This window comes from Streptomyces sp. NPDC086147 (assembly GCF_040702165.1).
Classification (GTDB): Bacteria; Actinomycetota; Actinomycetes; order Streptomycetales; family Streptomycetaceae; genus Streptomyces.
The window spans coordinates 46241-66514 of the sequence record NZ_JBFBJO010000003.1 but is presented as its reverse complement, the minus strand read 5'-3'; the positions used below and the strand labels follow the sequence as shown (position 1 = coordinate 66514).

Below are 20274 nucleotides of genomic sequence, written 5' to 3'. Positions count from 1 at the left end.
ACGAGCGCCATCACCTTTGCCCAAAGCCATTCCATCGAGTGACGGATGGGCCATCCGGATGACGCCCGCCACCGCCCCAACTAGGGTGCGGCGCAGGCGTTCCGGCACTTGGCCCACCGGCATTGCGATGTCAGTGGCGGGTGCCACAGTGGGGGAGTGACCAACACCGCCACAGGCAGTCCCGACCAGGGCAGGAGGGGATGATGAGCGGCGTGTCCGGCAGCGGTTCCGCCGTCGGCGAGGAGTGGGGTGCGCGTGCCGCGCGCTCCCGGGCCCTCGCCGTCCTCCGCGTCCGCGGCAGGGCGCTGGGCCTCGCGGTGCTCCCCGCCGCGGTGGCCGTCGTGCTGTACGCGGGCGAGGTCACCGGCCACTTCTCGGGTACGGGATGGGGCACGGCCCGCTGGATCGTGACCGTCCTCGCGGTCGTCGTCCTCCTCGCCGCCACGGCGGTCGCCCTCGTCGTCGCCCGGGCCCGCCCGGCCGCCACGCCGACGGTGGAGCTGGCCGAGACCGCCGCCCCCGACCTGTACCGGCTCGTGCGGGACCTGGCCGACCGGCTCGGCGTCCCGGCGCCGGCCGCGATAGCCCTGACGCCGGACTGCGACAGCTGGCTGGAGGACCGCACCCACCGGGCCCACCGGGCGCATCGCGCGGGCGGCGGAACCGGTGCCGCTCCCGTCCTGGTCATAGGCTCGCCCTTCCTCTGGTGGATGCGCGTCGGCGAACTGCGGGCGGTCCTCGCCCCCGTCGTCGCCGGTACGGGACCGGCCGCCCATCCCGACATAGCCGCCGCCCGCCGCTTCGTCCGCGGCCTGGACGCCGCGATCGCCGTGCCCCGCGACCCCGGCCTCGACCCGGTCCGCCGCCTCGGCGCCCACGGCGTCGGGCAGGTCGCCCGCGTCCTGCTGCGCGCCTGCCGCGGGCACGCCGCCGAGATGGAGCGCGGGGTCGCCGCCGCAGGCTCGGAGCGCGCCCAGGAGGTCGACTACGGCGTACGGATCGTGGCGCAGGAGCAGGTCGGCCTGGCCTACGCGGGCTGGGACCGCCTCCTGACCCGGGTCGCGCTGCCCGCCTGGCGGATGGGCCGCTGGCCCGCCAAGCTCGACGCGGGCGTGGTCTCCGCCCTGACCGAGCTGTCCCGCCGCGACCGGCTCGCGGACGGCTTCTCCTCCCGGCTCGGCGAGCGCCCGGCCTGCGACCTCCTGGAGGAGCCGGGCGCGGTCGACGAGGCCGCCTCGCTGCTCGCCGCCCGCCTCTTCCACGGCGGCCCGGCCGCGCCCGGCCCCGATTGGTCGCCGGTGGAGTGGAGCCAGTACCCGGAAGAGGTCGTCGACCGGAAGTGGCGCACGGACGCGGCCCGTCTCCACCGGGCCCTCGACGGCATCGACGCGGCCGCCGCCACCCCCGGCGCCCCGCCCCCGGCCGACGGCCCGACCCTGACCCGCGTGATCGACCGCCTGACGACGACGGCGGCGGCGATCACGGCTACGGCCACAGCTACGGCTACGGCGCCCGAAGCGGTCCCGGGAGCGCATACCGAGACCGTCATCGAAGTCGCCCCCGAAGCCTCCGCCGGCCCGGACGGCCGCGACGGTCACGACAGCCGCGCCGACCTCACCGACCTAACCGACTTCGACGACCTCGACGACGACCCCCCGGTCAACCCCGCCGCCGACGCGCTCGCCGGGGCCCTCAGCGCCCTGCTCGCCCGTGAGGAGGCCGCGCGGGAGGCCCGGTTCGCCGCCGAGAGCGCCCGGGGCCGGACGGCGGGCGCCACCGCCCCGGCGGCGGACCGGGCCACCGCGTACGAGGGCGTCAGCGGCCCCGACGGCCCCCTGCCGCTCTTCCCGCTCCAGCCGCCTCGCAGCGGTCGTGACCTGCTGGCCGACCACGTCACCGCGATGGTCTGCTGCGCGGCCGTGGACACCGCCGAGGCGGCCCCCGGGCTCGACTGGCTCGACGGCCCCGCCCTGCTCCTTGGCGGCGAGCGGACGACGGACCTCGGCCCCCGTGTCCTCTCCCTCGTCGAGGACGGCGACCCCGAGCCCCTGCGGGACTGGCTGGCGCGCACCGGCGTACGTCCCGAGAAGCCCGTACGGCTCGTCTGACCCGCCGTCGGCCCCACTGCCCGCCCCGCCGCCGTCCAACTCCGCTGTCCGGCTCCGCCGTCCGAACCGCCGTTGACCCCGTCGTCCGGAGCGCCCCGGGCACGGACCCGGGACACGGACCCGTCGCACGCCCCCGGCATAGACCATCGGCACATGCGGAACCTCGTCTTCCACTCTCGTCAATTCACGACGAACGGTGACGGAGTGCGTGCGTTATGTGATGTGCTGGAGGCCATCACTGACAGAAGCACGAATCCACGGGAACTGACCGGCCGACCGGGGGAGTCGAGGGAGGGGCGCAGCATGGGGGCGGATCAGATCAGGCGGTGGGAGTCGGGTGCGCTCGCGCACGCCGTCTCCGATCCCTTCGGCCAGGGCCCGCTGCCCTGGCTGCGCGGCTCGGACAACTACTTCGACGACACCGGCCAGATGGTGCCCTGGTACGCGGACGAGGTGCTGGCCCGGGGCGGTACCGGCGGCCCCCGCACGGCCGACGACGTCCGGCGCCAGATCAAGGGCTTCGCGTCCGGCGGCGCCGTCGCGCCGGGCGATTCGATCGACTTCCACATCACCGTGGACCCGCCGCAGCAGTTCTCGGTCGACATCTATCGGATCGGTCACTACGGCGGTCACGGCGCGGCGAAGATCATCACCAGCCCGCGCCTCTCCGGGATCGTCCAGCCCGCCCCGCTGATCGTCGACCGCACGGTCTCCTGCCACCACTGGTGGCAGTCCTGGCGGCTCCAGGTCCCCAGCTACTGGGCGATCGGCGCGTACGTCGCCGTCCTCACCACCGCCGACGGGCACCGCTCCCACATCCCCTTCACGGTCCGCGACGACCACCCGGCGGACCTGCTCCTCGTCCTCCCGGACGTGACCTGGCAGGCGTACAACCTCTATCCGGAGGACGGGCACACCGGCGCCAGCCTCTACCACGCCTGGGACGAGGACGGCCGGCTGCTCGGCGAGGAGGACGCGGCCGTCACCGTCTCCTTCGACCGCCCCTACGCGGGCGCGGGGCTGCCGCTGCACGTCGGGCACGCCTACGACTTCATCCGCTGGGCCGAGCGCTACGGCTACGACCTGGCGTACGCCGAGACCCGCGACCTGCACGCGGGCCGCGTCGACCCGGGCCGCTACCGGGGCCTGGTCTTCCCCGGCCACGACGAGTACTGGTCGGCGCCGATGCGCCAGGCCGCCGAACGCGCCCGCGACCAGGGCACCTCGCTCGTCTTCCTCTCCGCCAACACCATGTACTGGCAGGTGGAACTGGGCCCCTCGGCCTCCGGCGCGCCCGACCGCCTCCTCACCTGCCGCAAGCGCCAGGGCCCCGGCCGGCCCGCGCTCTGGCGCGAGGTCGACCGGCCCGAGCAGCAGCTCCTCGGCATCCAGTACGCGGGCCGGGTGCCCGAACCGCACCCGCTGGTCGTGCGGAACGCCGAGCACTGGCTCTGGGAGGCCACCGGCGCCGGGGACGGCGACGAGATCCCCGGCCTGGTCGCGGGCGAGGCCGACCGGTACTTCCCGCGCACCGCGCTCCCCGAGCACGAGAGCCGCATCCTGCTCGCCCACTCGCCCTACCGGGACGGTGACGGGGTGCTGCGCCACCAGGAGACCTCGCTCTACCGGGCTCCGTCCGGGGCCTGGGTCTTCGCCTCCGGCACCTTCGCCTGGTCGCCCGCCCTCGACCGGCCCGGCCACGTCGACTCCCGGATCCAGCGCGCCACGGCGAACCTCCTCGACCGCATCTGCAAGAGGGACTGACCGGGTACGGGGAGAGGCGGGGAGGTCCGTACGGAGAGGCCGCCCACCGGTGGTCCGCGCGGGTGCGAGAGAATCGAAGCGCTCCTGGATCAACCTACGCGGAGGAACCGTGTCCGGATTCGTAGAAAAGCCCGAGCCCGTCCAGGTCCCGGGCCTCACCCATCTCCACACGGGCAAGGTGCGCGACCTGTACCGGAACGAGGCCGGCGACCTCGTGATGGTGGCGAGCGACCGCCTGTCCGCGTACGACTGGGTCCTGCCCACCGAGATCCCCGACAAGGGCCGGGTCCTCACCCGGCTCTCCCTGTGGTGGTTCGACCGGCTCTCCGACCTGGTCCCGCACCACGTCCTCTCCACCGAGCTGCCCGCCGGCGCCCCCGCCGACTGGGCGGGCCGCACCCTGGTCTGCAAGTCGCTGAACATGGTCCCGGTCGAGTGCGTCGCCCGTGGTTACCTCACCGGCTCCGGTCTCGTCGAGTACGACGCGTCCCGCACGGTCTGCGGCCTCGCGCTGCCCGAGGGCCTGAGCGACGGCTCCGAGCTGCCCGCCCCGATCTTCACCCCGGCCACCAAGGCCGCCGTGGGCGACCACGACGAGAACGTGTCGTACGAGGAGGTCGCCCGCCAGGTCGGCGCCGAGACGGCCGCGCTGCTGCGCCAGACGACCCTCGCCGTCTACTCCCGGGCCAGGGACATCGCCCGCGAGCGCGGGATCATCCTGGCCGACACCAAGTTCGAGTTCGGCTTCGAGAGCACCCCGGACGGCGACCGGCTCGTCATCGCCGACGAGGTCCTCACCCCGGACTCCTCGCGCTTCTGGCCGGCCGACCAGTGGCAGCCGGGCCGCGCCCAGCCCTCGTACGACAAGCAGTTCGTGCGCGACTGGCTGACCTCGCCGGCCTCCGGCTGGGACCGCAAGAGCGAGCAGCCCCCGCCGGCCCTCCCGCAGGAGGTCGTGGACGCGACCCGCGCCAAGTACATCGAGGCGTACGAGCTCCTCACCGGCAACGCCTGGAGCTAGCACGGGAACGAGAAAGCCCCCGGTCGGATCGACCGGGGGCTTTCTTCGTGGAGCGGACGACGAGATTCGAACTCGCGACCCTCACCTTGGCAAGGTGATGCTCTACCAACTGAGCCACGTCCGCATGCGCCGTAGCGCGCAGCCCACTATACCCAACCTTTCGCCCGCGCGAGACGCACCGCCGTGTGACGGTTCTCGGCACCGAGCTTCGCGGCGGCCGAGGAGAGGTAGTTCCGGACGGTCCCGGGGGAGAGCGAGGCGCGCCGGGCGATCTCCGTGACGGGTGCTCCGTCGGCGGCGAGTTCGAGCACCTCGGCCTCCCGGACGGTCAGCGGCGAGTCCCCGGACGCTATGGCGTCGGCTGCCAACTCCGGGTCCACATAACGGTTTCCGGCGTGCACGGTACGGACGATCTCGGCGAGCCGCTGGGCGCTGACGGTCTTCGGGGCGAAGCCGCGGACGCCCGCGGCGAGGGCCCGCTTCAGGTGCCCGGGGCGCCCGTGACTCGTCACGATCATGGCGCGGCAGTCGGGGAGTTCGTCCCGCAGGGCAGTGGCGACCATCACACCGTCCATGCCCGGCATCTGCAGATCGAGCACGGCGACGTCGGGGCGGTGGGCGCGGGCCATGGCGAGCGCCTCGGGTCCGGTCGCGGCCTCGGCGACGACCACGAGGTCGTCCTCCAGGGCGAGCAGGGCGGCGAGCGCCCCCCGGATCAGGTGCTCGTCGTCGGCGAGCAGTACGCGTACGGTCACGCGACCGTCTCCTCCTTCTCGTGTCTGCCGTGCTTCTCGTGTCCCCCGTGTCCCCCGTACTCCTCGTTCTTCCCCCGTACGGCCCGTGCTGGGCCCCCGGGCGTCCGCGCGGACCCGCCCCGCCCCGTACGGGGCAGCGGGACACGGGCGGTCACGCGGAACGAGTGCGGCACCGCCGGGCCCGCGTCCAGGGTGCCGTCCACCGCGCCGAGCCGCTCCCGCAGCCCGGCGAGCCCGGACCCGTGCCCCGCCCTGCTCAAGGCGTCGGCCGACCCCGCTCCCGTCTCGTCTCCGGCGCCCGCCTCCTCCGCCCCGTCGTTCTCGACGGTGAGCAGCACCGCCCCCGGCTCGGCCCGGAGCACGATCGCGCACCGGCGTGCGTCCCCGTGGCGCAGGACGTTCGTCGTGGTCTCCCGGACCACCCAGCCCAGGGCCGACTGCACCTCGGGCGGCAGGTCGAGCGCCGGGGCGTCCACGGCGCAGTCGATTCCGGCGGCCCCGAGCACTCCGCGCGCGCCCTCCAGCTCGACCCGCAGGTCGGCCTCGCGGTAGCCGCGCACGACCTCGCGCACCTCCCGCTGCGACTCCTGCGCGATCCGCTGCACCTCGACCATCTGGTCCACGGCCTCCGGGCGCCCGCGCCGGGAGAGCTGCACTGCGAGCTCGCTCTTGAGCGCGATCACCGAAAGGTTCCGTCCCATGACGTCGTGCAGGTCCCGTCCGAAGCGGAGCCGCTCCTCGGCGACGGCCAGCCGGGCCTTGAGGTCCCGGGAACGCTCCAGCTCCTGCACGATCCGGAGCAGCCAGGAGGAGAAGCCGCTGGTCATGGAGATGAAGACGCCGCCGACGAGGATGCCGGCCGCCGAACCGGCCGCCATGTCAAGGCCGTTGCCGACCGCCGCCATCGGGGCTCCGGTGGCGACGGCGGTGCCGAGCACCGCGTACACCACGTGCCGCACCGGGCCCAGGCAGAGGACGAGCGCGCAGAGCGTGAAGATCGAGGTCCCCGCGAGGACGCCCACGTTCACCGCCGGCTCGGGCAGCACCCCGCCCGCCCACAGGAGGTTCAGGGCGAGGTCGACGGCGAGGGTGACGCCGGCCACCGTGACGGCGAGCCGGACCGGCCGCTCCCGCTTCCCGGTCGTGTGGTCCAGGGCGCGGGAGGCGAGGAAGGCGCAGAGCACGGCGTGGACGCCGATCCACAGGAGCAGTCCGACCGCGGCCTCCGTGGGGAGCGGGTTCTCCACGTCGCGGTTGAACGGGGTGCCGCCGAGCACGAACAGCTCTATCGGCACGAAGAGGTGGAAGGTCCACCGCGTGTACAGCTCCACCTTCTCGGCGCTGCTGCGCCGGGACCACCATCCCGTCAGCCTGGACATCAGACCGCCCCCTCCCCGAGGTCTAGCGTCGCGGTTCCCAGCGGAACCACCGGCGGACCGCCCATGCCGTCAGGACGCCCCAGGCCACTGTATTGAGCCCCGCGCCCACCAGGCTCTCCGCCTGCGCGGTGCCGAGCCAGCCCGCCCGCACGAACTCCATCACGCCGCTGAGCGGCAGCAGTCCGCAGAGGTCGGCGGCGAGCGGGGGCAGGGCGTCGCGGGGCACGAAGAGACCGGAGCCGAAGCAGGAGACGAGGAAGAGCGGCAGGGTCGTCAGGCCGGCGCTCTCGACGGAGCGGGTGATCACGGTGGTGAGCGCGGCGAGCCCGGCGAGCAGGACGATCGCGGCGACGACACCGAGCAGTAGCAGGTCGGGCCGGGCGGGGGCGGACACGTCGAGGACGGCGATCCCGCCGGCCGTGAGGACGGCGCACTGCACGAGCGTGATGGCGGTGGCGGGCAGGGCGCAGCCGGTGAGTATCTCCGCGTCGCTCGCCTCGCCGGTCCGCAGCCGCTTGAGAACCAGCTCCTCGCGGCGGGCGACGAGCGCGGAGACGAGGCTCATGTAGGCGACGAAGAGCAGCACCATGCCGGTGCCGCCGATGAGGGTGGCCGCCCCGGCGCCCATCGGCAGGGCCTCCGCGTCGAGCTGGCTGAGCGAGGAGCGCAGCAGGAAGACCATGAGGAGCGGCATGAGCAGCGCGATGAAGAGGTTGTTCCGGTTGCGCACGAGGAGGGTCAGCTCGGCCCGGCCGAGAGCGGTGAGCCGGCTGCGGACGGTGGAGGCGGGCCCGGCGGCCGGGGGCGTGGTCGTGGCGGTGCTCATCGGGCGTCGGCCTCCTGCCGGTCGGTGCGGGCTGCGGTGTCGTGCGGCGGGACGCCCTGCGAGTGGCCGCCCCGCGGGCCGCCCTGCGTCAGGTCGTCCCGCGTGGATCCCTCGCGCGAGGCGATGTCGAGGAACGCCTCCTCCAAGGAGGCGGAGCGGGCGTCGAGCCCGTCGAGCCGTATCCCGCCGTCGCCGGCCCAGGCGAGGAGCACGGAGAGGTCCTCCTGGAGGTCATGGGTGCGGATCTCCACGCGGCCGCTGCTCTCGGCGGCCCGCAGACGCAGCGGGAGGTGTGCGGCCAGGACGCCCTCGGGGAGGGTGAAGCGGATCCTGGCGGGACGGGCCGCGGTGACCTCGGCCGGTGTGCCCGAGAGCACGATCTCGCCCCGGTTCATGATCGCGAGGCGGTCGGCGAGGGCTTCGACCTCCTCCAGGTAGTGCGTGGTGAGCAGCACGGTGGTGCCGCCGTCCCGCAGCTGCCGGACGAGGTCCCAGGTGTCGCGGCGGCCCTCGGCGTCGAGACCGGTGGTGGGCTCGTCGAGGAAGAGCACCTCGGGTCGGCCGAGCAGGGCGAGCGCCAGGTCGAGCCTGCGCCGCTCGCCGCCGGAGAGCTGCTTGATCCGGACGCGCTCGCGCCCGGCGAGGCCGGTGGCGGCGAGCGCCTCCCCGACGGGGCGGGCACCGCTGGTGCAGCCCGCCCACATCCGTACGGTCTCGGCCACGGTGAGGTCGGAGGGGAAGCCGCCCTCCTGCAGCATGATGCCGATCCGGGGTCGGACGGCGGACCGCTCGCGGTACGGGTCGTGGCCGAGGACGCGGGCGGTGCCGGCGCTGGGTGCGGCGAGGCCCTCCAGGAGTTCGACGGTGGAGGTCTTGCCGGCGCCGTTGGTCCCCAGGAGGGCGAAGATCTCGCCCCGGGGGACGGCGAAGGAGATCCCGCGCACGGCCTCGAAGCCGCCGCCGGATCCCCGGCCGGATCCCTCGGCATACGTACGGCGCAGGTCGGTCGCCTCGATCGCAGGTGTCATGTGTCCAGACTCCCGGCGTCCGTACGTCCCCGGCAGTGCGCACTGTCATGACCCCTGCTGACAAATGTCATGAGGACGACGGTGGAGAAGAGGGAAACACGTCGAAGGCCCCGGTTCCTGAGAACCGGGGCCTTCGCACTCTGAGCGGACGACGAGATTCGAACTCGCGACCCTCACCTTGGCAAGGTGATGCTCTACCAACTGAGCCACGTCCGCATTGCTCCCGACCGGCTTTCACCGGGCGGTGCGAGCACCACTGTACCTGATCCACAAGAGTGGCCGGTCATACGATGCAGAGCGGGTGACAGGAATTGCACACTGCGCCTTCCCCCTGGAAGGGGGCTGTTCTGCTACTGAACTACACCCGCACGCTGCTTGGAGTGGGGCCTTCCGGCCTCGCCCCTCGGCGTGATCCAGACTCTAGCCGATCACCCGGGGTGCAATGCAAATCGGCTCGGCCTGCGGTGACGGACGGGTCCGCCCGGACGGGCCCCTTTCCCGGCGGCCGCCCGCCTCGGCCCGGGTGGGCGTCCCGGTTGGGCGACCTGGTTCGGCCCGGGCGGGCGGCGCCCCGGTTCAGCCCCGGTGGGCCGCCCCGCTTCAGGCCGTCCCGCGCTCGGACCGCCCGCGCTCGGACCGCCCCGCTTCAGACCGCCCACCCCCGGATCGCGCCCCGCCTCAGCTCGCCTCGCGAAACGCCTCGTACACCCGCTTGGGGATCCGCCCCCGGGCGGGCACGTCCATCTTGTTGGACTGGGCCCAGGCGCGGACCGCCGCCGGGTCGGGGGCGAGATCGGTGTGCGTGTACGCCGCGGCCGTGGTCCTGCCCCGGCCGCCGGCGGCACCCGAACCGGCCCCGGCACCTGCGCCGATCCGCGCGGGGATCTTGCGGCCGGCCGCGAGGTAGGGCGCGAGGGCCTTGCGGAGTTTCTTTGCATTGGCAGCATTCAGGTCGATCTCGTACATCTTCCCGTCGAGGCCGAACGCGACCGTTTCAGCTGCTTCTCCGCCCTCGATGTCATCGGAGAGGGTGACCACCACACGCTGAGCCACGGATATCGGTCCTTTCCTGCGGCCGCCGAGGTCGTGGGGAGCGCTTGTGGCGCTCCTGACGTGCGACGATGCCGACCGTTCGGCTGTGCCGGAACAATGCTGCTTTCTTCTTGAAACCTTTCTACAGCGGCAGGTGTCGCATTGTGAAGCCCTGCCAATTGTTTCAGCGTGTCCCGGTGCAATGCGGTCCGCAATATTTCACGCGAATTTTGCCGTGGGGGATCGGCCCGGACGTGGCCGGAGAGGCCTTCGGGAACCCGCCTTTTGTAGGATCCTTCAGATCTCTACCCGCGTAGAATTTGGAGGCAGGTACGCTGAAGGAACCGCCCACGCAACACACCACCGGGAGTGCCAGTGGCACGCGTCGTAGTCGACGTCATGCTCAAGCCGGAGATCCTCGACCCCCAGGGGCAGGCGGTGCAGCGTGCACTGCCCCGCCTGGGATTCGCCGGAATCGCCGACGTCCGTCAGGGGAAGCGCTTCGAGCTGGAGGTGGAGGGGCCGGTCGACGACGCCGCCCTCGCCCGCATCCACGAGATGGCCGAAACCTTCCTCGCCAACACCGTGATCGAGGACTTCACCGTGAAGGTGGAGTCCACGGAGACCGCCGGGGCCTCGTCGTGACCGCACGCATCGGCGTCGTCACGTTCCCCGGAACGCTCGACGACCAGGACGCGCTGCGCGCCGCCCGCCTGGCGGGCGCCGAGCCCGTCTCGCTCTGGCACCGCGACAAGGACCTCAAGCAGGTCGACGCCGTGGTCCTCGCCGGCGGCTTCTCCTACGGCGACTACCTGCGGGCCGGAGCCATCTCCCGCTTCTCGCCGGTGATGGAGACGGTCATCGAGCAGGCGAAGGCGGGCATGCCCGTCCTCGGCATCTGCAACGGCTTCCAGATCCTCACCGAGGCCCACCTGCTGCCGGGCGCGATGCTGCGCAACAACCACCTCCACTTCATCTGCCGCGACCAGAAGCTGCGGGTGGAGAACGCGGAGACCGCCTGGACCTCGGACTACACCGAGGGCCAGGAGATCGAGGTCCCGCTCAAGAACATGGACGGCCGGTACGTCGCCGACGAGCGCGTGCTCGACGAGCTGGAGGCCGAGGGGCGGGTGGCCTTCCGCTACCTGGACGTCAACCCCAACGGCTCGCTGCGCGACATCGCGGGCATCACCAACGCCGCCGGCAACGTGGTCGGCCTCATGCCGCACCCCGAGCACGCCGTCGAGCCGCTGATCGGCACCGGAAAGACGGACGGTCTCGGTTTCTTCACCTCGATCCTCAAGAAGCTGGTCAACGCCTGATGAGCCTCGACACCGTCAAGCACGCGAGCGGGACGCCGGACAGCGAGCAGCCCTGGAAGGAGCTCGGCCTCAAGGAGGACGAGTACGCGCGCATCCGCGAGATCCTCGGCCGCCGTCCCACCGGCGCCGAGCTCGCCATGTACTCCGTCATGTGGTCGGAGCACTGTTCGTACAAGAGCAGCAAGGTCCACCTGAAGCAGTTCGGCGAGAAGGTCCCCGCCAACGACGCCATGCTCGTCGGCATCGGCGAGAACGCGGGCGTCGTCGACGTCGGCCAGGGGTACGCGGTCACCTTCAAGGTCGAGTCGCACAACCACCCCTCGTACATCGAGCCCTACCAGGGTGCGGCCACCGGTGTGGGCGGCATCGTCCGCGACATCCTCGCCATGGGCGCCCGCCCGGTCGCGGTCGTCGACCCGCTGCGCTTCGGCGCGGCCGACCACCCCGACACCAAGCGCGTGCTGCCCGGTGTCGTCGCCGGCATCGGCGGCTACGGCAACTGCCTGGGCCTGCCCAACATCGGCGGCGAGGTCGTCTTCGACTCCTGCTACCAGGGCAACCCGCTGGTCAACGCCGGCTGCATCGGCGTGATGAAGCACGAGGACATCCACCTCGCCAAGGCCTCCGGCACCGGCAACAAGGTGATCCTGTACGGCGCCCGCACGGGCGGCGACGGCATCGGCGGCGTCTCGGTCCTCGCGTCCGAGACCTTCGACGACACCAAGCCGACCAAGCGCCCCGCCGTCCAGGTCGGCGACCCGTTCCAGGAGAAGCTCCTCATCGAGTGCACCCTGGAGATCTTCGCGGAGAAGCTGGTCGCGGGCATCCAGGACCTCGGCGGCGCCGGGCTCTCCTGCGCCACCTCCGAGCTGGCCTCCGCCGGTTCCGGCGGCATGCGGGTCGACCTCGACCGCGTGCACCTGCGCGACGCGACGCTCTCGCCCGAGGAGATCCTCATGAGCGAGTCGCAGGAGCGCATGTGCGCGATCGTCGAGCCCGGCAAGGTCGACCGCTTCCTGGAGATCTGCGAGAAGTGGGACGTCATCGCCACCGTCATCGGTGAGGTGACCGAGGGCGAGCGCCTGGAGATCTTCTGGCACGGCGAGCAGATCGTGGACGTGCCGCCGCGCACGGTCGCCCACGAGGGCCCGGTCTACCAGCGTCCGTTCGCCCGTCCGGAGTGGCAGGACGCGCTCCAGGCCGACGACGCCGGCAAGCTGCCCCGGCCCGCGAACGGCGGGGAGCTGAAGGACCAGGTCCTCAGGCTCGTCTCCTCCCCGAACCAGGCCTCGAAGTCCTGGATCACGGACCAGTACGACCGGTTCGTGCAGGGCAACACGGTCCTGGCGCAGCCCGAGGACGCGGGCATGGTCCGCATCGACGAGGAGACCAACCTCGGCGTGGCCATGGCGACCGACGGCAACGGCCGGTACGCGAAGCTCGACCCGTACGCGGGCGCGCAGCTCGCGCTCGCGGAGTCGTACCGCAACGTCGCCGCCTCCGGTGCCAAGCCGCTGGCGATCTCCAACTGCCTCAACTTCGGCTCGCCCGAGGACCCGGACGTGATGTGGCAGTTCGCCGAGGCCACCCGTGGTCTCGCGGACGGCTGCTTCCAGCTCGGCACCCCGGTGACCGGCGGAAACGTCTCGCTCTACAACCAGACCGGTGACGTGGCGATCCACCCGACGCCCGTCGTGGCCGTCCTCGGCGTGATCGACGACGTCAACCGCCGCACCCCGATCGCCTTCGCGGAAGAGGGCCAGCTCCTCTACCTGCTCGGCGACACCAAGGAGGAGTTCGGCGGTTCGGCCTGGTCCGAGGTGATCCACCAGCACCTCGGCGGTCTGCCGCCGGCCGTGGACCTCGACCGGGAGAGGCTGCTCGGCGAGATCCTGATCTCGGCCTCCCGCGACGGCATGATCGACGCGGCGCACGACCTGTCCGACGGCGGTCTCGTGCAGGCGGTCGTCGAGTCCTGCCTGCGCGGCGGCAAGGGCGCCCGCCTGGTCGTCCCGGAGGGCCTGGACGCCTTCACCTTCCTCTTCAGCGAGTCGGCGGGCCGCGCGGTCGTCGCCGTCCCGCGCAGTGAGGAGCTCCGCTTCACCGACATGTGCGGTGCGCGGGGCCTGCCGGCGACCCGGATCGGTGTCGTCGACGGTGACGCGGTCGACGTGCAGGGCGAGTTCGCGCTCTCCCTGGAGGAGCTGCGCACGGCCCACGAGGCGACGATCCCGGGCCTGCTGGCCTGATCGCCTCCTCGCGGTAGGAGCAGTACGTACGGGAGCCCCCGTCCGGACCTTCGGGTCCGGGCGGGGGCTTCGTCGTCCCCTTCCGCGTTCTCCCCAAGTCGCCTCCCTCTTCCGATTCGCCTCCGATTCACCCTTGCACGGAGTTACGTAGTTACGTAATCTGTACGCATGGAGCTGGAAGAGCGGTTCACCGAGCTGGAGCGGCGCATCGCGGCGCTGGAGGGCATGGAGGCCCCCGAGCGCCCCGGATCCGCCGGAGGGCACCTTTGGGCCCTGGAGGGGTTCAAGGCCGAGCTGGCCGAGGCGGGCCCGCGGGGCGCCGATGGCGGAGTGCTGTTCACGGGCTCGGTCCGGCTGCCCACCGAGGAGCGGTACGAGTGGCAGTTCGGCGCGTTCACCGAGCGGCTGCTCGACGAGGACTGGGCCGAGACCGCGGAGTCCTTCGCCGCCCTTGGCCATCCCGTACGGCTCCGGCTCCTGCGGGAGATACTCGGCGGCTGCCACACCGCCGCCGAGCTGGCCGAGCTCCCGGAGACGGGCACGACCGGCCAGATCTACCACCACCTGCGCCAACTGACCGGCGCGGGCTGGCTGCACACGACCGGACGCGGCCGTTACGAGGTTCCGGCGGCCCGGGTCGTCCCGCTCCTGGTGGCCTTCACGGCGGCCCACCCGTAGCCCTTCGACCACAGCCGCCGGTCCTTCGACCACAGCCGTCGACCACGATCGTTCAGGGGGAACGCTCATGTTCACGCGCAAGTCCGCAGTGCTGCTCCACCGCACGCTCTGGTTACTGTTCCTCGTCCAGGCGATCGTCTCGTTCACCGTTGGACTGCCCTACTCGTACGCGGTGAGCTGGCTGCCGCTGGCCGCCGCCATGGTGGTGGGGATCGGCCTCGCCCGGCACACCGGCAAGCAGGTAGAGGCGGCGGCGCGGCCCCCGGTCGAGGTGGACCCGCCGGTCGCGGGGCGCTGGTCGGCGCTCAACAGCCCGGCGGACCGGACGCCCAGCCACGGCACCCACCAGTACGGCCAGACGTACGCCATCGACATCCTGACGGAGGCGGAAGACGGGGAGCGGGCCCGGCCCTCCTTCGCGTGGCTGTGGCCGGTGGCCCGCCGGAGCGAGGACTTCCCGGCCTTCGGCGCCCCGCTGTTCGCGGTCGCCGACGCGACCGTCGTGCACGCCGAGGACGGCCAGCGCGACCACCTCAGCCGCAACTCGCTGCCCGCCTTCCTCTATCTGATGGTCTTTGAGGGCATCGTCCGCGTCCTCGCGGGAGCCCGGCGGGTCGTCGGGAACCACCTGATACTCGACCTCGGGAACGGCACCCACGCGGTGTACGCCCACCTCCGGCGGGGTTCGCTCACCGTCCGGGCGGGCGACCGGGTGACGGCCGGCCAGCGGCTCGCCCAATGCGGAAACTCCGGCAACTCCACCGAACCGCACCTGCACTTCCACCTCATGAACGGCCCCGACCTGGGCACGGCCAGGGGTGTGCCCTTCACCTGGCGCGGTGTCGGCGTGCCGAAGAACGAGGAGACGTTCGAGGCGATACCGGGCTCGGCCCGCCCGGCGGTCTGACCTCCACCCGTGACGCACCCGTCGCCGACTACCCTCGCCCCATGCCACCGGCCAAGAAGCGCACCCGCAGTTACGACTCCGCCAAGACCCGGGCCGCGGTCCACGCCCAGTTCCGGCACGTACGGGTGGCCGTCGAGGCGTTCACGCCGGTCCAGCTCGACGGGCCGACCCGGCTCGGCGAGTGGACCGTGCGGGACCTGGCGGCGCACCTCGCGCGGATGGTCGACTCCGTGCCCCGGCTGCTCGCCGCGCCCGCGCCGGCCGCGAGGGAACTGGCCCTGCTCGACTGGCCGTCCAGGACGGCGTCGGCCGCCGAACGGATCGACGCGGAGACGCGCGGGGCCGACGCCTCCGATCTGCACGGGCTCTACGCGCGCGTGCAGGACGATTACGAGGAGGCGGTGGCGGGCGCGCCCGACGAGCGACTCCTGCCGGTGAGCTTCGGGGCCATGACGCTCGGGGACTTCCTCGTCACCCGGACCGTCGAACTGATCGTCCACACCGACGACCTGAACGAGGCGACCGGCGCCGGCATCCCGTACGACCGGCAGGCGCTCGCCGCCTGCACCCGTCTCCTCGCCGACGTCCTCGCGGTGCGGGTCCCCGGCGGGGCGGTCGAGGTGCGGGTCCCGCCGTACGCCGTCGTCCAGTGCGTGGAGGGGCCCCGGCACACCCGGGGCACCCCGCCCAACGTGGTCGAGACGGACCCCCTGACCTGGATCCGGCTCGCGACCGGGCGCGTGGAGTGGGCGACGGAGCTGGACGCGGCCCTGGTGAGCGCGAGCGGCGAGCGCGCCGATCTGGCGGAACTGCTGCCGCTGATGGGCTGACGGCGTGGGCTGACGGCCGGTCGTCGCAGGTCCGCAGGGGGCGGCGGGGCCGGTGGAACCGACTCGTCCGTTCGTCCGTCCCATTTCCATGTCGAAGCCACGAGCACTCGTCGTCCTGGTCCCGCTCCTCCCGGCCCTCCTGCTCACCGCGTGCGGCACGGAGGGAGGTCAAGGCTCCGGGTCCGGGGCGGGCACCGTCTCCCCGGACCTTCCGCTCACCGGCACGCACTGGACCGTCCACGAAGTCACCGTCGGCGGAAGCGCGTCCGACGCCCCGCGCGACGCCCGCGTGACGTTCGGGAAGGACGGCCGCGTCACGGGCAGCGGAGGCTGCAACACCTTCAACGCCACCGTCGCCGTGAAGGGCGACACCCTCACCGCCTCCCCGGGGCCGATGACCGAGATCGCCTGTTCCGAGGACCGGATGCGGTTCGAGAAGGAGCTGGTCGAGGCGTTCTCCGGAGAGCTGAAGGGCACGCTGAAGAACGACACGCTCACCTTGACCTCGGCCGACGGGCGGAACGTCCTCGCGCTCACCGCCGAGCGCCCCGCCCCGCTGCGCGGCACCGCGTGGAAGGTCGACGGCCTGCTCTCCGGGAAGACCGCGTCCTCCCTGCCCGCCGGCAGTGAGGGCAAGGCGCGGATCGTCCTGGGCGAGGACGGCAAGGTCACCGGGAACCTGGGCTGCAACAACTTCTCCGCGACCGCGAAAACCGACGGCACGACCCTCACCGTCGAGGGCCCGGCGGCCACCACCCGGATGATGTGCACGGGCCCGCAGATGAAGCTGGAGACCAAGCTGTACGAGCTCCTCGACGGGCCGCTCACCTACCGGGTCGACCACCGGACCCTGACGCTCACCGACGCCTCGGGCGAGGGCCTCACCGCCACCGCCGAACCGGCCGGACGCGCGTAGCGTCCGGGGTTCGAATCCGCTCCGATTGCGAACTCCGTCACATCGTGGGACGGCTCCGGGGACGGTATGAGCGTCCGCTTTTCACGGCTCCGGAGCCGGAATCCCTTCCCCTGCCTGGTTTGTAGCCCTCTCCAAGCACAGAATGATCATTTCGTGCGATCGCACGAGTACGGCCGACCCCGCTTTTCCTCAATTCGGACCAGTGGTCGAGCCCGTCTACACTCGGAAACGTGCCACGTGGTGACGGTCGACTCAATCACGACCTGCTTCCCGGTGAGAAGGGCCCCCAGGACGCTTGCGGCGTCTTCGGGGTCTGGGCTCCGGGTGAAGAGGTCGCAAAGCTCACGTACTTCGGGCTCTACGCCCTCCAGCATCGGGGCCAGGAATCCGCGGGAATCGCGGTCAGCAACGGCTCCCAGATCCTCGTCTTCAAGGACATGGGCCTCGTGTCCCAGGTCTTCGACGAGACCTCTCTCGGTTCCCTCCAAGGTCACATCGCGGTCGGTCACGCCCGCTACTCGACCACCGGTGCCTCCGTGTGGGAGAACGCGCAGCCGACGTTCCGGGCGACCGCCCAGGGCTCGATCGCGCTCGGCCACAACGGCAACCTGGTGAACACGGCGCAGCTCGCCGAGATGGTCGCGGACCTGCCCAAGAAGGAAGGGCGCGCGACCCGGGTCGCCGCCACCAACGACACCGACCTGGTCACCGCGCTCCTCGCGGGCCAGGTGGACGAGGACGGCGCGCCGCTCACCATCGAGCAGGCCGCCGCGAAGGTCCTCCCCGAGGTCCGGGGCGCCTTCTCCCTCGTCTTCATGGACGAACACACGCTCTACGCGGCCCGCGACCCGCAGGGCATCCGCCCGCTGGTCCTCGGCCGTCTGGAGCGCGGCTGGGTGGTCGCCTCCGAGTCCGCCGCCCTCGACATCTGCGGCGCCAGCTACGTCCGCGAGGTCGAGCCGGGCGAGATGATCGCGATCGACGAGAACGGCATCCGCACCTCTCGATTCGCGGAAGCGAAGCCCAAGGGCTGCGTCTTCGAGTACGTGTACCTGGCCCGCCCGGACACCGACATCGCCGGCCGGAACGTGTACCTCTCCCGCGTGGAGATGGGCCGCCGCCTCGCGAAGGAGGCGCCCGTCGAGGCCGACCTGGTCATAGCGACCCCGGAGTCCGGCACCCCGGCCGCCATCGGCTACGCCGAGGCCTCGGGCATCCCCTTCGGCGCCGGCCTGGTGAAGAACGCCTACGTCGGGCGCACCTTCATCCAGCCCTCCCAGACCATCCGCCAGCTGGGCATCCGGCTGAAGCTGAACCCCCTCAAGGAAGTCATCAAGGGGAAGAAGCTCGTGGTCGTCGACGACTCGATCGTCCGCGGCAACACCCAGCGGGCCCTGGTCCGGATGCTCCGCGAGGCCGGTGCGGCCGAGGTCCACATCCGGATCTCCTCCCCGCCGGTCAAGTGGCCCTGCTTCTTCGGCATCGACTTCGCGACCCGCGCGGAGCTGATCGCCAACGGCATGTCGGTCGACGAGATCGGCAAGTCGCTGGGCGCGGACTCGCTCTCGTACATCTCCCTGGAGGGGATGATCGAGGCGACCACGATCCAGAAGCCGAACCTCTGCCGCGCCTGCTTCGACGGCGAGTACCCGATGGAGCTTCCGGACCCCGAGCTGCTCGGCAAGCAGCTCCTGGAGACCGAGCTGGCCGCCGGCCCGGCCGCCACCGCGGCCTCCGACGCGCTCCGTCGTCCGTAGCGACGCGCCAACGCCCGTCAACAGCCCGTAAGACCCCGCTGCAACCGCAGTACGACACGAAAGTTCCCAGCATGTCTGAGTCCCTCAGTGCCGAAGGCGGCGCGAGCTACGCGTCCGCGGGCGTCGACATCGAGGCGGGCGACCGCGCCGTCGAGCTGATGAAGGAGTGGGTGAAGAAGACGAAGCGGCCCGAGGTCCTGGGCGGCCTCGGCGGCTTCGCCGGCCTCTTCGACGCCTCCGCCCTCAAGCGCTACGAGCGTCCGCTGCTCGCCTCGGCGACCGACGGCGTCGGCACGAAGGTCGACATCGCCCGCCAGATGGGCGTCTACGACACCATCGGCCACGACCTGGTCGCGATGGTCATGGACGACATCGTCGTCTGCGGCGCCGAGCCGCTCTTCATGACCGACTACATCTGCGTGGGCAAGGTCCACCCGGAGCGGGTCGCGGCGATCGTCAAGGGCATCGCCGAGGGCTGCGTCCTGGCCGGCTGCGCCCTGGTCGGCGGCGAGACCGCGGAGCACCCGGGCCTCCTCGGCCCGGACGACTTCGACGTCGCCGGCGCGGGCACGGGCGTCGTGGAGTACGACCGGCTGCTCGGCGCGGACCGCATCCGTACGGGTGACGCGGTCATCGCCATGGCCTCCTCCGGCCTTCACTCCAACGGGTACTCGCTCGTGCGGCACGTGGTCTTCGACCGCGCCGGCATGACCCTCGGCCAGCGGGTCGACGAGCTCGGCCGGACGCTGGGCGAGGAGCTCCTGGAGCCCACGAAGATCTACTCGCTCGACTGCCTGGCCCTCACCCGGACCACGGACGTCCACGCCTTCAGCCACATCACGGGCGGCGGCCTGGCGGCCAACCTGGCCCGGGTGATCCCGGACGGCCTGCACGCCACCGTCGACCGGTCCACCTGGGCCCCGGGCGCGATCTTCGACCTGGTCGGCAAGGCCGGACAGGTGGAGCGCCTGGAGCTGGAGAAGACCCTGAACATGGGCGTCGGCATGATGGCCGTCGTACCGGCCGAGTCCGTGGACGCGGCCCTGACCACCCTGGCGGACCGCGGGGTCGAGTCCTGGGTCGCGGGCGAGATCACCGAGCGCGGCGACCGTGCCACCGGCGCCGAGCTGGTCGGGGACTACGCGAACTGACCCGTGGAGGACGTACGCATCGGGGGTGCCCTCAGGGGCACCCCCGATCGCCGTTCTCGGCCGCGCCCGTCCGTAGGGGAGCAGCCGGGCGGACGTTCCCGCGGACAGCACAGAAACCCGGCCGGGTGTACCGGACCGGGTTTCGGTGGTTCAGAAGGTCAAGCGCGACGCGAGGAGGACGAAGAGGGACCGGACTGGTCGTCCTCGTCCTCGTCGTCCGTGTTGTAGAGATCCGCGTACTGGGCGTACGGGTCGTCTTCCTCGTCGTCGTCCTCGAACGGCTCGCCATTCGGCGGCTGGCTCGAAGTCGAAGCGCCCAGCTCATTGGCCAGACGCGTCAGGTCCGTTCCGCCGCTGCTGTACTTCAGCTGGCGGGCGACCTTGGTCTGCTTGGCCTTTGCCCGGCCGCGCCCCATGGCTCGACCCCCTCGGTGACGGGGCTCGATGGCCCCAGAGTCTTGACACGCGTTCATGATTCGGAACGGGCTCTCGAAGGAGAGACCGGCCCGTAGGGCTTCAACGGTACCTGTTTCCGTGGGTCTACGGTACGC

18 protein-coding genes and 3 tRNA genes are annotated in these 20274 nt (G+C 71.9%); 12 read left to right on the top strand and 9 right to left on the bottom strand.

Annotated elements, in window-relative coordinates:
* Nucleotides 1-203 precede the first annotated feature (203 nt).
* From AB0398_RS08345 to AB0398_RS08335, 3 genes are all read left to right on the top strand, one after another.
* A complete protein-coding gene (locus tag AB0398_RS08345) occupies nucleotides 204-2108 on the top strand; it encodes a hypothetical protein (protein WP_366373083.1) in 1905 nt (634 codons plus the stop codon).
* Nucleotides 2109-2411: 303 nt separating this feature from the next.
* Nucleotides 2412-3872: a N,N-dimethylformamidase beta subunit family domain-containing protein gene (locus AB0398_RS08340; RefSeq protein ID WP_366373082.1), complete on the top strand. Its 1461-nt coding sequence runs from the start codon at nucleotides 2412-2414 to the stop codon at nucleotides 3870-3872.
* 109 nt (nucleotides 3873-3981) lie between these two features.
* Nucleotides 3982-4893: a phosphoribosylaminoimidazolesuccinocarboxamide synthase gene (locus tag AB0398_RS08335; RefSeq protein WP_366373081.1), complete on the top strand. Its 912-nt coding sequence runs from the start codon at nucleotides 3982-3984 to the stop codon at nucleotides 4891-4893.
* Nucleotides 4894-4941: 48 nt separating this feature from the next.
* Here AB0398_RS08335 and AB0398_RS08330 read toward each other — a convergent pair.
* From AB0398_RS08330 to AB0398_RS08295, 8 genes are all read right to left on the bottom strand, one after another.
* Nucleotides 4942-5017 (bottom strand) — tRNA-Gly (locus AB0398_RS08330).
* A gap of 22 nt (nucleotides 5018-5039) precedes the next feature.
* A complete protein-coding gene (locus AB0398_RS08325; RefSeq protein ID WP_366373080.1) occupies nucleotides 5040-5648 on the bottom strand; it encodes a response regulator transcription factor in 609 nt (202 codons plus the stop codon).
* Nucleotides 5645-7027, bottom strand: coding sequence for a histidine kinase (locus tag AB0398_RS08320; protein WP_366373079.1), 1383 nt, complete (start codon nucleotides 7025-7027; stop codon nucleotides 5645-5647). Before AB0398_RS08320 ends, AB0398_RS08325 begins: the two co-directional genes overlap by 4 nt.
* Nucleotides 7028-7049: 22 nt before the next feature.
* A complete protein-coding gene (locus AB0398_RS08315) occupies nucleotides 7050-7853 on the bottom strand; it encodes an ABC transporter permease (RefSeq protein ID WP_366373078.1) in 804 nt (267 codons plus the stop codon).
* Nucleotides 7850-8881, bottom strand: coding sequence for an ABC transporter ATP-binding protein (locus AB0398_RS08310; protein ID WP_366373077.1), 1032 nt, complete (start codon nucleotides 8879-8881; stop codon nucleotides 7850-7852). The genes AB0398_RS08315 and AB0398_RS08310 overlap by 4 nt, the downstream gene beginning before the upstream one ends.
* Nucleotides 8882-9024: 143 nt before the next feature.
* A tRNA-Gly gene (locus AB0398_RS08305) sits at nucleotides 9025-9097 on the bottom strand.
* Nucleotides 9098-9177: 80 nt separating this feature from the next.
* Nucleotides 9178-9249, bottom strand: a tRNA-Gly gene (locus AB0398_RS08300).
* A 310-nt stretch (nucleotides 9250-9559) separates the two neighbouring features.
* Nucleotides 9560-9934 carry an Lsr2 family protein gene (locus tag AB0398_RS08295; protein ID WP_366373076.1) on the bottom strand — a complete coding sequence of 125 codons (375 nt, stop codon included), beginning with the start codon at nucleotides 9932-9934 and terminating at the stop codon, nucleotides 9560-9562.
* Between the two features lie 354 nt (nucleotides 9935-10288).
* Here AB0398_RS08295 and purS point away from each other — a divergent pair, with 354 nt between their 5' ends.
* The 9 genes from purS to purM all read left to right on the top strand — a co-directional run bounded on the left by purS (nucleotide 10289) and on the right by purM (nucleotide 19723).
* Entirely contained in the window at nucleotides 10289-10558 is a 270-nt protein-coding gene (purS, locus tag AB0398_RS08290) for a phosphoribosylformylglycinamidine synthase subunit PurS (RefSeq protein WP_030209633.1), read from the top strand.
* A complete protein-coding gene (gene purQ / locus AB0398_RS08285; protein ID WP_366373075.1) occupies nucleotides 10555-11235 on the top strand; it encodes a phosphoribosylformylglycinamidine synthase subunit PurQ in 681 nt (226 codons plus the stop codon). The genes purS and purQ overlap by 4 nt, the downstream gene beginning before the upstream one ends.
* Nucleotides 11235-13484, top strand: coding sequence for a phosphoribosylformylglycinamidine synthase subunit PurL (gene purL / locus AB0398_RS08280; RefSeq protein ID WP_366373074.1), 2250 nt, complete (start codon nucleotides 11235-11237; stop codon nucleotides 13482-13484). Before purQ ends, purL begins: the two co-directional genes overlap by 1 nt.
* Before the next feature lie 168 nt (nucleotides 13485-13652).
* Nucleotides 13653-14162: a helix-turn-helix domain-containing protein gene (locus tag AB0398_RS08275; protein ID WP_366373073.1), complete on the top strand. Its 510-nt coding sequence runs from the start codon at nucleotides 13653-13655 to the stop codon at nucleotides 14160-14162.
* A 67-nt stretch (nucleotides 14163-14229) separates the two neighbouring features.
* Nucleotides 14230-15069 (top strand): M23 family metallopeptidase, encoded by an 840-nt coding sequence (locus AB0398_RS08270; protein ID WP_366373072.1) that lies wholly within the window; start codon nucleotides 14230-14232, stop codon nucleotides 15067-15069.
* 41 nt (nucleotides 15070-15110) lie between these two features.
* Nucleotides 15111-15899: a sterol carrier family protein gene (locus tag AB0398_RS08265; protein WP_366373071.1), complete on the top strand. Its 789-nt coding sequence runs from the start codon at nucleotides 15111-15113 to the stop codon at nucleotides 15897-15899.
* 88 nt (nucleotides 15900-15987) lie between these two features.
* A complete protein-coding gene (locus tag AB0398_RS08260) occupies nucleotides 15988-16815 on the top strand; it encodes an META domain-containing protein (protein ID WP_366373070.1) in 828 nt (275 codons plus the stop codon).
* Nucleotides 16816-17045: 230 nt separating this feature from the next.
* Nucleotides 17046-18572 (top strand): amidophosphoribosyltransferase, encoded by a 1527-nt coding sequence (gene purF / locus AB0398_RS08255; RefSeq protein ID WP_366373069.1) that lies wholly within the window; start codon nucleotides 17046-17048, stop codon nucleotides 18570-18572.
* Between the two features lie 71 nt (nucleotides 18573-18643).
* Complete coding sequence (purM, locus tag AB0398_RS08250) at nucleotides 18644-19723, top strand: phosphoribosylformylglycinamidine cyclo-ligase (RefSeq protein ID WP_366373068.1); 1080 nt, start codon at nucleotides 18644-18646, stop codon at nucleotides 19721-19723.
* A gap of 158 nt (nucleotides 19724-19881) precedes the next feature.
* Here purM and AB0398_RS08245 read toward each other — a convergent pair whose 3' ends face one another.
* Entirely contained in the window at nucleotides 19882-20139 is a 258-nt protein-coding gene (locus AB0398_RS08245) for a DUF3073 domain-containing protein (RefSeq protein ID WP_062753514.1), read from the bottom strand.
* Nucleotides 20140-20274: the final 135 nt, after the last annotated feature.

Coding starts and splice junctions, on each gene's coding strand:
- AB0398_RS08345 (WP_366373083.1), top strand. CDS start 204: ATGAGCGGCGTGTCCGGCAGCGGTTCCGCCGTCGGCGAGGAGTGGGGT.
- AB0398_RS08340 (WP_366373082.1), top strand. CDS start 2,412: ATGGGGGCGGATCAGATCAGGCGGTGGGAGTCGGGTGCGCTCGCGCAC.
- AB0398_RS08320 (WP_366373079.1), bottom strand. CDS start 7,027: ATGTCCAGGCTGACGGGATGGTGGTCCCGGCGCAGCAGCGCCGAGAAG.
- AB0398_RS08315 (WP_366373078.1), bottom strand. CDS start 7,853: ATGAGCACCGCCACGACCACGCCCCCGGCCGCCGGGCCCGCCTCCACC.
- AB0398_RS08310 (WP_366373077.1), bottom strand. CDS start 8,881: ATGACACCTGCGATCGAGGCGACCGACCTGCGCCGTACGTATGCCGAG.
- purL (WP_366373074.1), top strand. CDS start 11,235: ATGAGCCTCGACACCGTCAAGCACGCGAGCGGGACGCCGGACAGCGAG.
- AB0398_RS08275 (WP_366373073.1), top strand. CDS start 13,653: ATGGAGCTGGAAGAGCGGTTCACCGAGCTGGAGCGGCGCATCGCGGCG.
- AB0398_RS08270 (WP_366373072.1), top strand. CDS start 14,230: ATGTTCACGCGCAAGTCCGCAGTGCTGCTCCACCGCACGCTCTGGTTA.
- AB0398_RS08265 (WP_366373071.1), top strand. CDS start 15,111: ATGCCACCGGCCAAGAAGCGCACCCGCAGTTACGACTCCGCCAAGACC.
- AB0398_RS08260 (WP_366373070.1), top strand. CDS start 15,988: ATGTCGAAGCCACGAGCACTCGTCGTCCTGGTCCCGCTCCTCCCGGCC.
- purM (WP_366373068.1), top strand. CDS start 18,644: ATGTCTGAGTCCCTCAGTGCCGAAGGCGGCGCGAGCTACGCGTCCGCG.
- AB0398_RS08245 (WP_062753514.1), bottom strand. CDS start 20,139: ATGGGGCGCGGCCGGGCAAAGGCCAAGCAGACCAAGGTCGCCCGCCAG.